This window comes from Streptomyces sp. NPDC001868 (assembly GCF_040297125.1).
GTDB lineage: Bacteria > Actinomycetota > Actinomycetes > Streptomycetales > Streptomycetaceae > Streptomyces.
Genome location: NZ_JBEOYO010000002.1, coordinates 322,673 through 335,490 on the forward strand (window position 1 = coordinate 322,673; position 12,818 = coordinate 335,490).

The window sequence follows — 12,818 nt, forward strand, 5'->3', positions numbered from 1 at the left end:
TGCCGGCCGACGCGTCACCGGCCGACGCACTGCCGGCCGGTGTGCCTCCGGACTGTTCCTAGCCGTCGTCCTCCGCCGGTCCGTTGGCGGCCGGTGGCAGGGTGTAGCGCGGCGACGCATCCGACGGGGGCGGGGTCGGGACCGGTGGCGAAGGTGACGGGGTCACCGGGACCGGGGAGCCCGGGTCGGCCAACGGGACCGGTGGGGTGGGGGAGTTGGTGAGGGGCGGGGCGTTCGTGGCGACGGTGTCGCGGGCGATGGCGTCGTAGTCGACGAGCCCGGTGGCCTCCAGGACCTTGATGTGGTCCAGGACGGTGGTGTTGGCGTCGTCGGCGAGATCGCGGACCAGCGAGTTGCGGGTGGTGGCGCGGACCTGGGCGACGACGGAGAAGACCTTGCCGTGCGCCAGGCGCAGGATGTTGGCGAACTCGCGGTCGTACTCCTCGCCCCGCGCCGCCGTCAGGGTGTCCAGCCACCCTTTCTGCTGGTCGCTGGGCTGGTTGGGCAGGGGCATGCTGAGGCGGGCGGCGACATTGCGGACGCGGGCGTCGAGGAAGGTGTGCCCCTCGATGAGATGCTCGCCGGCGGTCCGTACGGCCTCGGTGGTGCCCTTCGTCTCGGCCTGCTGCCCGGCGGGCAGTTCCCACAGCCCCGCCAGCCTGACCTTGGTGATGAAGTCCCGGTCCAGCGCGGACAGCGGGCCGTACTGTGTCGTCACGGTGGTCGCGTTGAGCACGCTGACGCCGGTGCCGGAGCGGTCCGCGTACGACCAGACCGGGAAGATCAGCGCGATGAGCGTCGCCGTCAGTCCGGCGACGATGAGTCCTGTGCCACTGAAGAGTCCCCCTCTGCCGTTGGTGGTTCGCATGGTGCCTCCTGCTCGCGGCACCGCACGCTAATGCGCAACGGGTGCTGATCGGCCTACGGACCGGCATGTTACTGCCCGGTCTACGCCAACCGCCGTATGAGGAGGAACGGTTGAGGAGGGGACAAAGCGCGTCGGAATGGGTAGGCGAAGTGGCGGGCGAAACGCGACAGAACGCCTCATAAACGACGGCAAACCCGTGTGGGGGGCACGGGTTTGTTAATCGCAGCACATCTGGGGTGGACGCCCCGGCTCAGCGGCGTAGCAGCACCCGGCGGGTCGCGCGGGCGAGCCGGGCCGTCGGGCGCTGGGAGAGCGGGGCGGGACCCGAGCGCTCCAGCCACCACCGGCGCACCTCGCGGAGGATGTCCGCGTCGTCGGGGCGGCCCGTGAGCAGTACGTGCTCGGCGAAGGAGAGGGCGTCACGCCGGTAGCCGTCGGTCATCGGGTGGCCCTGCGCGTACGCGACGAACGTCGGCCGGTACGACGAGCCGAGGATCTCCGGAAGCTCCGGTGCCACCTTCGCCACGACGTCCGCCCGCTTGGCCGCGAGGGACCGCGACTGGACGCCGAGCCGCACCCGGTCGAACCCCTCGGGCACCGGCGTCCCCGCGACCAGCGCGGACAGCAGCGCGGCCTGTCCGAGCCCGAGCCGCTGCCGGGCCACGGGCTCCGCCTCCTCGACCTCGGCGGAGGCCGGCTCGGTGACGGGCGCCTTCTTCTCGGGGCTCCGCACCTCGGCCTTCTCCAGCACTCCCCGGATCGCCGTCAGCTCCCCCTCCAGCTCGCCCGGCTCGGGGAAGTTGTCGTCGCGCTCCAGGAGGACACCCGGCGGGGTCACCCGGGAGGCGAGGTCGGCGAGGACGTCCAGGACCTGCCGGGGGACGGGGTGGGCGTGGCTGTCGTGCCACACGCCGTCCCGCTCGAAGCCGCCCGCGACATGGACGTACGCGATGGCCTCGACCGGCAGCTCGTCGAGCGCCTTCGCGGGGTCCTCGCCCCGGTTGACGTGGTTGGTGTGCAGGTTCGCCACGTCGATGAGGAGCCGGACGCCGGTGCGGTCGACGAGGTCGTAGAGGAACTGCCCCTCGGTCATCTCCTCGCCCGGCCAGTTGATGAGGGCCGCGATGTTCTCCAGGGCGAGCGGCACGGGCAGCGCGTCCTGGGCGATGCGGACGTTCTCGCACAGCACGTCCAGGGCGTCCCGGGTGCGCGGCACCGGCAGCAGATGCCCCGCCTCCAGCCGGGGCGACGCGGTGAGGGCGCCCCCCGCCCGTACGAACGCGATGTGTTCCGTGACGAGGGGGGCGCCCAGTGCCTCCGCGCGCTCCGCGAGGGAGCGCAGACGCTGCTCGTCGGGGCGGTCGGCGCCGCCGAGACCGAGGGAGACACCGTGCGGCACCACCGTGACGCCGCGCTCGCGCAGCCGCAGCAGCGACTCGTCGATGTGGCCGGGGCAGACGTTCTCGGCGACGACCTCGACCCAGTCGACACCGCCCGCCGTCCCGGCCATGCGCTCGACGGCGTCGGCGATCTCCGGCCGCCAGCCGATCCCCGTCCCCAACGTCCCCGTCTGTGCGATCTGCTCCATCGTCCCCGTCCCCTCCTCGGTCACGTCGGCCACGGCCTCACCAGGACCCTGTGTGTCTCCTTACGACGGACGTGTGTTCCGGCGTGACGGAGTCATGGCCCCGACAGCCGGGGCCGAACCCCGTGGAGGGGACCTTCAGAGCAACATTTGAGCTTTCCGGGCACCCGCTGCGGCACCCGCCGCTGGACCGCGCTACTGGACCTGCACCGTGCCCTGGTCCTTGTTGATCTCCTCCGGGTCCGGCCGGCCGGTGGGGACCTGGTTGGACTGGAAGGGCGACGGCGTCGACTTCACGTCCGGGTTGGTGGACGGCACGGCGGGGGGCGCGGCGGGCGGCACCGCACCCGGGACGGGCGGCGGCGGGCCGGTCGGGCTGGCGGTACCGCTGACCGAGTTGCTGGCGATGGTCGCGAAGTCGACCGCGCCGGTGCCCTCCAGGATCGTGATGTGGTCCAGCACGGTCTGGTTGGCGTCGGAGGCCAGCTGCCGGATCAGCGTGTTGCGGGTGGTGTTCCGCACGGACGCGATCGCGGGGAAGATCTTGCCGTGGGCGGCCCGCAGCAGGTTGGCCCAGGTCTTGTTGTACTCGGCCTCGGTCTTCGAGGCGGTCATCTGGTCCAGCCAGCCCTGCTGTTCCGCCGTCGGCTGGTTCGGCAGCTCGACACCCAGCTTCGCCGCGATGACCCGCGACCGCTTGTCGAGGTCGGTGTGGCCCACGATCAGGTGGTTGGCGGCCTCCCTGACGGACGCGCTTCCGCTGCGCTCCAGGGCCTGCTGCCCGGCGGGCAGCTCCCACAGACCGGCCAGCCGCACCCGGATGAGCAGGTCGCGGTCGCCGGGGGTGAGCGGCCCCCACTGCGTGGTCACCGTGTCACCGGTGAGCGCCGCCGCGGCCGTGGCGTTGCGGTTGGGGTACGAGTAGAAGATCGGGTAGGCGACCGCGGTGAGTGTGCCGGCGATCGCCAGGGCGACGAGGACAGAGCCCTTGGAGCGTCGCAAATGAGCCTCCCGGAGGAAACCAACTGAGCGTTGGGGACGGAACTGTGCTGGGGTGCGGAGGGTGACCGCTGGGTGCGACCGGTCCTGGGCGCGGCTCGGGACCCGAGCCGAGGCCGAGGCCGGGCCGCGTCAGATCGTGCCGTTGGCGATCGCGTCGAAGTCGACCTGGCCGGTCTTCTCCAGCATCGTGATGTGGTCGAGCACGGTCTGGTTGGTGTCCGAGGCCAGCTGGCGCACCAGGGTGTTCTCGGTCTGGTTCCGGATCTGCCCGACGGTCGGGAAGATCTTGCCGTGCGCGGAGCGCAGCAGGTTGGCCCACACCCGGTCGAACTGCTCGTCCGTGGCGTTGTCCATCTGCTGGAGGAAGCCCTGCTGCTGCTCGTTCGGCACGTTGGGCAGCTCGACACCCATCTGGGACGCCACGGCCCGCACCCGCTCGTCGAGGTCCTTGTGGCCCACAATCAGATGGTCCGCCGCCTCCTTGACCTCAGGGCTCTTCGACCGCGCCATCGCCTTCTCGGCGGCGGGCAGTTCCCACAGCCCGGCCAGCCGGACACGGATGATCAGGTCCCGGTCGGAGGCCGTCAGCGGCCCCCACTGGGTGCTCACCGTGCTGGCGGCCATATTGGCCTGGGCGGTGCCCGAACGGTCGGCGTAGGACCATACGGGGAACGCCAGCGCGCCGACGGTGACGACGAGAGCCAGGCTGGCGTAGACCGAGCCGTTGAGACGAGGCAAAGTGATCCTCCCGGATGATGCCAACTGGTCGTTGGGGCAAATTGCTTGGCCAGTACCGGGAAGTACGCGCGGGGCGGCGGAGTTGTTCAACGGGCTTTGAATCGGCTGAGTGCGGTCGGTTCAGGCGGACACGATTCAGCGCGGCGCGGGCGGACGCCGGTCACGGAGGGCCGGGCCGGGCGAGGCGGCGGGCGGTGAACGGGCCTCGGGCGGGCGACGGTTGCCGGGGCGGCGCCGCTCGGCAGGTCTTTGGTCGGCCGGTGGCTCAGCCGCGCAGCGCCCGGTGGTCCGCGACCACCGTGCAGGAGCCCGGGGCGACCTCCGTGAAGCCCGCGTCGCGGACGACGGGGAGACCGGCGGTGGTGAGGGCCTGCCAGCGGTCGGGGGCGGCGGTGCGCACGGCGAGCGGGAAGCCCGCGTCCCGCCAGGCGGCGCGGGCCGGGTCGTCGAGGTCCCACCAGGCGAGCTGGGCGCCGTGACCGGCCTGGGCCATCGCCTTGCCCGCCGACATGCCGACCTCGGGGTTCAGCCAGAGGACCGGCGCGGCGGGGTCGGGGCCGGCCGGCGGTTCCGGGTCGTCGAGATCCGTGCCGGAGACCTGGAGTCGGGCCAGATCCTTGGGCCAGCCGTCGAGGGGGACCGGTGGGAAGACCCGCACCTCGGCCGCCTTGCCCGCGACGGTGATCCCCGGCAGCGCCTCGGCCCGCCGCCACTCCGCGCCGCGCGCCCGGCGGACCACCTTCCGGATCCGGGCGTCCTGCCAGCTCCGCATCGCCTCGGCCCACTCCCCGTCACCCAGGGACCGCGCGTCGCTCAGCATCACCAGCACCGCCCGCGCCGCCGTCTCCAGCGCGTCCGTGCGCGCCGGGGGCGCGCCCCGCTCGATGCGTGCGACCAGGGGCAGCACGAACTGCGGCGCCTCGTCGCGCGCGGTCCGCTCGTCCCGGAAGGGGCTGTCCTGGGCGGGCGCGGAGGCGGGGGCGGGCGCGGGGGTGTGCGGGGGGATGCGCGTGGGGTCGGGGATCGGGTCGCTCGTGGTCACCCGCCCAGTCTGCCAGGCGGAAGAAACGTTCCCCGGACACGTACTCGCCCGCTTGTACGAGGATGGGGGACATGGAACGTGAGTTACTGCTGAGGCTGGAGGGAGTCGGCCGCCGTTACGGCTTCCGTGGCGCGTGGGTGCTGCGCGGTGTCGACCTGGAGATCGCCCCCGGCGCGCTGATCCGGGTCGAGGGCGCCAACGGCACCGGCAAGTCGACGCTGCTCCGGGTCCTCGCCGGGCTCGACGCGCCCACGGAGGGCCGGGCGACGGGGCGCCCCCGCACGGCGTACGTTCCCGAACGCTTCCCCGCCGCGCTGCCGTTCACCGCCGCCGAGTACCTCACCCACCTCGGCGCCGTCCACGGCCTGGACCGCCCGGCCGCCGCCCGCGCCGCCGCCGAGTGGCTGGAGCGCTTCGGGGCCGGCGAGTACGCCCGTACGCCCATGGGGGAGCTCTCCAAGGGCAGCAGCCAGAAGGTCGCCGTCGCCCAGGCCCTGCTCGCCGATCCGGAGTTGCTGATCCTCGACGAGGCGTGGACCGGCCTGGACGCCGAAGCCCGCGAGGAGTTGGAGCGCGTGGTGGTCGAGCGGACCGCCGCCGGGGCCGCCGTGGTGTTCGTCGACCATGACCCGCGCCGCCTGGCGGGGGCGCCGGACGCGACGTACGCGGTGGTCGGCGGTGCGCTGGAACTCCGTGCGGGGAAGGGGAGTTCGGGGGAGGGCGACTTCTCGGACTTCCCGGCCTCTGTCGTCGTCGAGGGACGCGGTCCGGGACCCGGTGCTCAAGTACCGGACCGCATAAGCAAGTTGGCGGATGCCGTGGAGGAAATGGCCTCCGGCGCACACCGGTTCACCGTTCCGCGGGCGGATTCCGACGAACTGCTCAGGGCGTTGCTGGGTGCCCGACCACCATGGCACGTGGTGAGTGTGATCCCTGCACCTGCACCTGCGGCTTCGCGCGAACCGGAACCGGAAAAGGAACCGGAGTCGGACAGGGAACCTGAGTCGGAAAGGGAACCGGAGTCGGAAAGGGAACTGGAAGTGGAGAACTCCTGATGAACGCCCTCCTCCGCTACCAGGCTGCCCTTCTCGTCCGCTCCCAGCGCTGGCTGCCGCCCGTCATCCTGTACGCGGCGTTCCTCGCCGTCGGTGTGCAGCGCGGGCAGCCGGTGCTCGACTCGCTCGGCTACACGGCCGCCGCGCTGCTGCCCGTGTCCGCCTGGCTGATGCGGATCTGTGTCACCAACGAGCCGCCCGCCGCCCGCAGTTGTACGGGTGCGGCGGCCGGACCTGGCCGGGCGCACCTGGCCTGTGTCCTGGTCGCGTTCGGGGCGGCGGCGCTGCTCGGGACGGCGGCCACGGTCCTCGTCACGCTCATCAGCGCCCCCACGAGCACGGATCACCAGACCCGTGTCGAGGCGCTCCCGGCGGGCGGCGCGGGCCTCCTGGCCGCCCTCGTCTGCGCCCTCCTCGGCACGGCCGTCGGCGCGCTCACCAACTGGCCGCTGCTGCGCTCGCCGGGCAGGGCCGTCCCCGCGCTCCTGCTCGGCGCGCTGCTGGCCCTGGTGGTGGCCGGTTCCCCGGCCCGGGCGGCGGTCACCGCGCTGGTCGACGGCTCGCAGCGCGCGACGATCCCGGTGCCCGTCCTGCCGCTGCTCGCCGCCGGGCTCCTCACGGCCGCCGCCACCGCCGTGGCCTGCGCCCTGACCACCCGCCGCTCAGCCTGAACAGGCGGTCCGCTCGGCCTCCCGCCACTCGCACACCGGGCACAGGGTGATCCCCTTGTGGGACTCCGCGTACTCGGTGGGCTTCTGGCACAGGACGCACTCGGCGAAGGGCGGGCCGGCGGGCGCGCCCTGGGCGGACGCCTCAGCCGCAGTCGGGTGCTCGGTGCCGCAGTAGTCGCTCATATGTCCAGCGTAGGGCGAGCGGGTGGAGGCCGGCTCAGGGTGCTTTCGCCGGTCTCGCCGCCCTGGCCGCCGTCGCCGCCGTGCTCCCGACCAGCTCCGACACCTTCACGAACCGGAACCCGCGCTCCCGAAGCGCCGGCACGATCTTCCGTACGGCCTTCTCCGTGACCGGCGCGGCACTCCGGGTGCAGTGCATGACCACGATGGATCCCGGCCGCACCCCGCCCAGCACCTCCCGCACCACGTCGTCCGCGTCCGTCGCGAACGCGTCCCCGCTCACCACGTCCCACTGCACGGCCGTCACCCCGGACGCGCTCAGGTTCCGCAGCGCGCGACGGTCGTAGCAGCCGCCGGGGAACCGGAAGTACGGCATGGGATCGCGGACCCCCGCCTCCCGGAACACCCGGTAGGCCCGCTCCAGGTCCGCCCGCATCCGCCCCGGTGCCATGGTCGGCAGGCCGTGGCAGTCCTCGGTGAAGGCGTGATGGCTGTACGAGTGGTTCGCCACCTCGAACAGGGGGTCCCGGCCGATGGACCGCGCCTGGATCGGGTACTCCTCGACCCACCGCCCCGTCATGAACACCGTGGCCGGAACCTTCAGCTGCCGCAGCGCGGCGATCAGCTCCGGATTGTCGAACCGTTCCCCCTCGGCGGCCCGCGCGCCCTGGTTCGCGGTCATGTCCGCGTCGAAGGTGAGCGCGACGGTCTTGTCCCTACGGCTCCGCAGCCCGTGCTCGAACACCGGGGTCAGCCCCGCCGGGCCCGGCGCGAGCGTGGGCGGCCGGGACGACGACACGGCCGTGGGGCTCGCGGTGGCGTTGACGATGCGCGTCGAGGCGTGCGGCGCGCCACAGGCGGTGAGGGCGGCGCCGAGCGCGCCGAGTGCGCAGAGCGCGGTGATTCTTCGTACAGGGCTGATCACCGTACGAAAGTACGGCGATGGGGTCAGCGGACAGTCGGATTGGCTGCCGGATTACAAGGAGTCCGGCACGAAGTCACCCACCTGGGCGATGAAGGGGGCCCAGGCAGAGGGGGAGAGGGCCAGCTCCGGGCTGGCGGGGAGCTTGGAGTCGCGGACGTGGATGGTGGAGGGGTGGGTGGCGACTTCTACGCAGTCGTCGCCCTCGGTGCCGCTGTACGTCGACTTTCGCCAGACGAGCGCGATCTCGACGCAGCTGTCGCCTTGGGTGCCGCTGTAGCTGCTCTTGAACCAGGCGAGTTCGGGCCTGCTCATTACGCTCCTCGCAATCGCTCCAACAGCCCCTCGGAATCGGCGGGTGAGAGGGCCTGCGAGCGCAGTGTCGCATACCGCTGGTTGAGCAGGCGGGCCTCTTTCCCGTCGGAGATCAGCCGTCCGCTTTGTTGCCCTTCGGAGTATGCGAGTCGGCGACCGTCCGGCAGTTCGACGAGTTGTACGGGGCCGTCGAGACAGGCGTGGTGCTTGCTGCTCAGTGGCATGATCTGAACCACGACGTTCCGCAGCTGCATGTGCTCCAGCAGGTGGTCGAGCATCGCGCGCGTGACCTCCGGCCCGCCCAACTCCCGCCGGATGACGGCCTCCTCGATGATGAAGCTGAACGAGGTGTTGGGCCGCTCCCGGAGGAGCCGCTGTCGATCCGTGCGAGCCTTCACCTGGGCTTCGAGTTGCTCGTCGGCCAGAGGCGGAATGCTCTCCCCGAACACCGCCCGCACGTACGGCTCCGACTGCAGCAGCCCCGGCACCAACCGGCACTCGTACGTACTCAGACTGACCGCTTGGCTCTCCAGCCGCGCCCACTTCCGGAACCATGACGCCAACCCAGGCTGTCGCGACAGGTGTTTGGCCGCCTTGAGCAGCGCCCCCATGTCCCCCAACACCCGATCCGCCCGCTCCACGAACACCTCGTCCGCCATCCGCCTCCCCAGCTCGATCGAGGCGACCGTATGCACACTGAACGCCATCAGCGGCGCGAACTGCTCCCTCGTGTACCCGTGATGCTCCCGCAGCGCCTGTACGAACGCCCCGAAGGTCTTCAGACTGTCGGACGGGTCCGGCTCCCAGTCCACACTCACGCTCGGCCACCTCCAGATGAGTCGGATCTCCCCACCACCAACTCACCCAGAGTCACCAACGGTTACGCGTACTGTCCATCGAACACACATGTACGGCCTGGAGCCGTACATGTGGTGGGCCCCGCGAGAGGGCTCAGTTGACCACGTAGGTCAGTTCGTACAGCGCGCCCGCGCCCTCGAACCGCTTGCGGATCTTGCCGTTGCCGGCCTCGTTGGCCTTGAGGGAGACGGTTCCCACGAGGCTGGCCGGCATGCCGGAACCCGCGTCCACTTCGTGCAGTGCGAGTTTTGCGTCGCTGTCGAAAATGGGGATGAAGATGTTCAGCTCCTCCGTGGTGCCCTCGGACATGGACACGGTGCCGCTCGTGGGGAAGAACTGGACGCCGCCGACCCGGCTCATGACTATTTCGTCCTGCCCGTCGCTGTCCTGGGCCGTGGCCGCGGTCAGCTCCAGAAGCTTGGCGAGAACCGACATGGAAATCCTCCGGATGATCTCGAACGGTTTACGGGGACGCGAGGGGAGCGTTTCTCCTGAAGCATGCGGACTGGAGTTCCGCGGGGGTGTTCACCCGCTCGGCGAAGAGATGGAAGTCCCGGTGCCGGAGGAAACGGTCGGGGAATCTCACGGAGCGGAAGGAGAACTGGGCAGGGTCGATCTCCGCCGGTACGAGAGTGAAGGTCGAGTCCGCGCGGACCTCGGCCGCCACGTCGGGGTCGATGATCCCGGTGAAGAACTTGCTGTCTATGCGGAATTCGTCGAACGACATGATGCGCAGGCAGAATCCCAGCGGCTCCTTGGCTCGCAGCAGTTGTCCGGTCTCACCGAAACTCATCTGGGGACCGGTCCACTCGAACGTGGCGTCCCTGCGGTCTTCGTCCGAATCGATCTCGGCGATGTCGACAGAACCGTCCTGGTCGACGATGAAGAAATCCGGGAAGTTATTCGAGAAGAGTGAGAGTTTGACAGACATGGTGCCCCTCGGGGTGGGTCCATTTGTGTGTCAAGGCCGAATGCGGCGGCACCTTCTCCCATGATGCGCCGCCGGGAGAGCGCACGCCACCGCTGCACAACGGAAGGGTGGACGCCTGCGGCCAGGCGTCCACCCTTCTTCGTTTCAGATCGTGTTCAGGTGCGGCGCCACGGCCCAGTCACCGCGAAAGTCGTGCCCGGGGTGTAGCAGTTGACGTACATCGTGTCGCCGTCGGGAGAGAAGGTGACGCCGGCGAACTCGCCCCATTCGGGGTCGCTCGGCGTGCCGATGTTATGGGCGTTGCGGGCCATCGCGTAGACGTGGCCCCGGCGGGTGACGCCGTAGACGTGCTGGGCGCCGTTGCCGTCCTCGCTGACCATGAGGCCGCCGCTGGGGGCGAGGCAGATGTTGTCGGGGGATTCGCCGGGGAGTTGGAGGTCGGTGTCGGGACCGAAGGCGATCACCAGGGTGAGGGTGCGGTGGTCGGGGTCGTAGCGCCAGATCTGGCCGTAGTGGTCGGCGGCCGAGCCGTCCGCGCTGCGGGCGAAGGACGAGACGAAGTAGACGCGGCGGCCGCCCCAGTAGCAGCCTTCGAGTTTCTGCGCGTGGGTGATGCCGCCGGGGCCGAAGTCCTGGTGGCGGATAGGGGTTTGGCCGGCGAGGGGATCGGGGACGTCGACCCATTCGATGCCCTCGAAGCAGGCTCCCGGCTCTTGGATGGGGGAGAGGTCGGGGACACCCGGGACGCGCATCGCCTGGAGCCGGCCGCCCGCGCGGAGTGAACCCGGGCCGCCCTTGGGCCTGTTGGGGAGGAAGCGGTAGAAGAGGCCGAAGGGTTTCTCGAAGGCGTCCTCGGTCTCGTAGACGACTCCTCGGCGCGGGTCCACCGCGACCGCCTCGTGCTGGAAGCGGCCCATCGCGGTGAGGGGGACGGCTCCCGAGCGGTGGGGGTCGGCCGGGTCCACCTCGAAGATGAAGCCGTGGTCCTTGGTGTAGCCGTTGGTGCCGGCCTTGTCCTCGGTCTCCTCGCAGGTCAGCCAGGTGCCCCAAGGGGTGGGCCCGCCCGCGCAGTTGACGGCGGTACCGGCGATGGCGACGCGTTCGGAGAGGACCCTGCCGCGTGCGTCCAGGGTGAGGGACGTACAACCGCCCTTGCCCGCCGGGTCGTAGGTGAGGCCCTCGATCCTGGGGACCGGGATGCGGGCGTTGTGGCGGTTCTCGTGGTTGCGGACGAGGTGGACGACGCGGGCGCCGCCGTGTCTGCCGGGGAGGGCGGACATTCCGTCGTGGTTGCTGGGGACCTGGCCCTCACCGGAGCGGAGGGGGTCGCCCTCGCGGGAGAGGACTCGGTAGCGGAAACCTTTCGGCAGGTCGAGCAGGCCGTTCGGGTCGGGGACGAGGGGGCCGTAGCCGGCGGAGTGGCCGAGGGCGTTCTGCGCGGACGACGTGCCCGCGAAGAGTTCGGACAGGGCTCCGGTGAACGTGATGCCTGCGATGCCGGCGCCCGAGCGGACGATGGCCTGACGGCGGGTCACTGACACGGGGAAACCTTCCTGTTGGCGGACAGGATGTGACCCGCCTGTGTGTATCACGCGGTGAACGTCACGTGAACCACGCGCGTAGAGGGACGGGCGAGGAGTCGTCCCGGTGTCACTCGGTCGGAGGGGGCGGGACGGGCGGTGATACGGGAGGTGGGGGCGGGGGTGGGGTGTCCGGTGGGGGGCCCGCCTGGGCTCGTTCCAGGAAGCGGAGCAGTTCCACCGGGAAGGGGAGGACGAGGGTGGAGTTCTTCTCGGCGGCCACCGCCACCACCGTCTGCAGCAGGCGGAGTTGGAGGGCGGAGGGGGTGTCGGCCATCTCCTTCGCCGCCTCCGAGAGCTTTCTCGACGCCTGGAGCTCCGCGTCCGCGTTGATGATCCGGGCGCGGCGTTCGCGGTCGGCCTCGGCCTGGCGGGCCATCGAGCGCTTCATGGTGTCGGGGAGGGACACGTCCTTGATCTCGACGCGGTCGATGGTGACGCCCCACTCCACGGCGGGGCTGTCGATCATCAGCTCCAGGCCCTGGTTGAGCTTCTCGCGGTTGGAGAGGAGGTCGTCGAGGTCGCTCTTGCCGATGATCGAGCGCAGGGAGGTCTGGGCCATCTGGGAGACGGCGAAGCGGTAGTCCTGGACCTGGATCACCGCGTTGGCCGCGTCCACGACCTTGAAGTAGACGACCGCGTCGACGCGGACCGTGACGTTGTCGCGGGTGATGCCCTCCTGGGCCGGGACGGGCATCGTCACGATCTGCATGTTGACCTTGTGGATGCGGTCGATGCCGGGGACGACCATCGTGAAGCCGGGGGTTCTGGGGGCGCCGCGGAGGCGGCCCAGGCGGAAGACCACGCCTCGTTCGTACTGTTTGACGACTCGGGCGGCGGCCGCGATGTAGACGGCGGAGGCGGAGGCGACCGCTGCGGCGGCTATGAGCAGGGACTCCAGCATGACGACCCCCTTGTTGAGTCGTCCCGTGTGCGTGGGATTACCACGATATGTCGAGGGTGGGGGCGCAGGCGAATGTCGTCCGGGGTCGGGCTTGGCCGGGGCTGAGCGGGGTGGGTGGGTGCCCTGGGCTGGGGCTGGGCGGGGGTGGGAGGCGCTTGCCGGCGCTT

General features: G+C 70.8%; 15 protein-coding genes. 2 read left to right on the plus strand and 13 right to left on the minus strand.

Features of this window, described 5'->3' with window-relative positions:
- Positions 1-58: 58 nt before the first annotated feature.
- The 5 genes from ABT147_RS03810 to ABT147_RS03830 form a co-directional block, all read right to left on the minus strand.
- Complete coding sequence (locus ABT147_RS03810; protein ID WP_351402448.1) at positions 59-868, minus strand: DUF4142 domain-containing protein; 810 nt, start codon at positions 866-868, stop codon at positions 59-61.
- Between the two features lie 250 nt (positions 869-1,118).
- Positions 1,119-2,456 carry an MbnB/TglH/ChrH family RiPP precursor modification enzyme gene (locus ABT147_RS03815; RefSeq protein ID WP_351402710.1) on the minus strand — a complete coding sequence of 446 codons (1,338 nt, stop codon included), beginning with the start codon at positions 2,454-2,456 and terminating at the stop codon, positions 1,119-1,121.
- Positions 2,457-2,648: 192 nt separating this feature from the next.
- Complete coding sequence (locus tag ABT147_RS03820; protein WP_351402450.1) at positions 2,649-3,455, minus strand: DUF4142 domain-containing protein; 807 nt, start codon at positions 3,453-3,455, stop codon at positions 2,649-2,651.
- Positions 3,456-3,584: 129 nt separating this feature from the next.
- The gene (locus ABT147_RS03825) at positions 3,585-4,193 is read right to left on the minus strand and encodes a DUF4142 domain-containing protein (protein WP_351402452.1); all 609 of its coding nucleotides are present in this window, start codon (positions 4,191-4,193) and stop codon (positions 3,585-3,587) included.
- A 265-nt stretch (positions 4,194-4,458) separates the two neighbouring features.
- Entirely contained in the window at positions 4,459-5,235 is a 777-nt protein-coding gene (locus tag ABT147_RS03830) for an aminoacyl-tRNA hydrolase (RefSeq protein WP_502983021.1), read from the minus strand.
- Positions 5,236-5,306: 71 nt separating this feature from the next.
- On the opposite strand from ABT147_RS03830, the gene ABT147_RS03835 reads away from it, so the two are divergent.
- Positions 5,307-6,290 carry an ABC transporter ATP-binding protein gene (locus ABT147_RS03835; RefSeq protein ID WP_351402454.1) on the plus strand — a complete coding sequence of 328 codons (984 nt, stop codon included), beginning with the start codon at positions 5,307-5,309 and terminating at the stop codon, positions 6,288-6,290.
- Positions 6,290-6,961: an ABC transporter gene (locus ABT147_RS03840; protein WP_351402456.1), complete on the plus strand. Its 672-nt coding sequence runs from the start codon at positions 6,290-6,292 to the stop codon at positions 6,959-6,961. The genes ABT147_RS03835 and ABT147_RS03840 overlap by 1 nt, the downstream gene beginning before the upstream one ends.
- Here the strand turns inward: ABT147_RS03840 and ABT147_RS03845 are convergent.
- The 8 genes from ABT147_RS03845 to ABT147_RS03880 form a co-directional block, all read right to left on the minus strand.
- The gene (locus ABT147_RS03845; protein WP_351402458.1) at positions 6,953-7,144 is read right to left on the minus strand and encodes a hypothetical protein; all 192 of its coding nucleotides are present in this window, start codon (positions 7,142-7,144) and stop codon (positions 6,953-6,955) included. The two genes, ABT147_RS03840 and ABT147_RS03845, sit on opposite strands and share 9 nt — an antisense overlap.
- Positions 7,145-7,178: 34 nt before the next feature.
- Positions 7,179-8,066, minus strand: coding sequence for a polysaccharide deacetylase family protein (locus ABT147_RS03850; protein ID WP_351402460.1), 888 nt, complete (start codon positions 8,064-8,066; stop codon positions 7,179-7,181).
- A gap of 51 nt (positions 8,067-8,117) precedes the next feature.
- The gene (locus ABT147_RS03855) at positions 8,118-8,378 is read right to left on the minus strand and encodes a DUF397 domain-containing protein (RefSeq protein WP_351402462.1); all 261 of its coding nucleotides are present in this window, start codon (positions 8,376-8,378) and stop codon (positions 8,118-8,120) included.
- On the minus strand, positions 8,378-9,190 hold the full coding sequence (locus ABT147_RS03860) for a helix-turn-helix domain-containing protein (RefSeq protein WP_351402712.1): 813 nt from the start codon (positions 9,188-9,190) through the stop codon (positions 8,378-8,380). The genes ABT147_RS03855 and ABT147_RS03860 overlap by 1 nt, the downstream gene beginning before the upstream one ends.
- A gap of 139 nt (positions 9,191-9,329) precedes the next feature.
- A complete protein-coding gene (locus ABT147_RS03865; RefSeq protein ID WP_351402464.1) occupies positions 9,330-9,671 on the minus strand; it encodes a hypothetical protein in 342 nt (113 codons plus the stop codon).
- Between the two features lie 28 nt (positions 9,672-9,699).
- The gene (locus tag ABT147_RS03870) at positions 9,700-10,167 is read right to left on the minus strand and encodes an AbfB domain-containing protein (RefSeq protein ID WP_351402466.1); all 468 of its coding nucleotides are present in this window, start codon (positions 10,165-10,167) and stop codon (positions 9,700-9,702) included.
- 155 nt (positions 10,168-10,322) lie between these two features.
- On the minus strand, positions 10,323-11,702 hold the full coding sequence (locus tag ABT147_RS03875; RefSeq protein ID WP_351402713.1) for an alkaline phosphatase PhoX: 1,380 nt from the start codon (positions 11,700-11,702) through the stop codon (positions 10,323-10,325).
- Positions 11,703-11,817: 115 nt separating this feature from the next.
- The gene (locus ABT147_RS03880) at positions 11,818-12,651 is read right to left on the minus strand and encodes a slipin family protein (RefSeq protein WP_351402468.1); all 834 of its coding nucleotides are present in this window, start codon (positions 12,649-12,651) and stop codon (positions 11,818-11,820) included.
- Positions 12,652-12,818 lie beyond the last annotated feature (167 nt).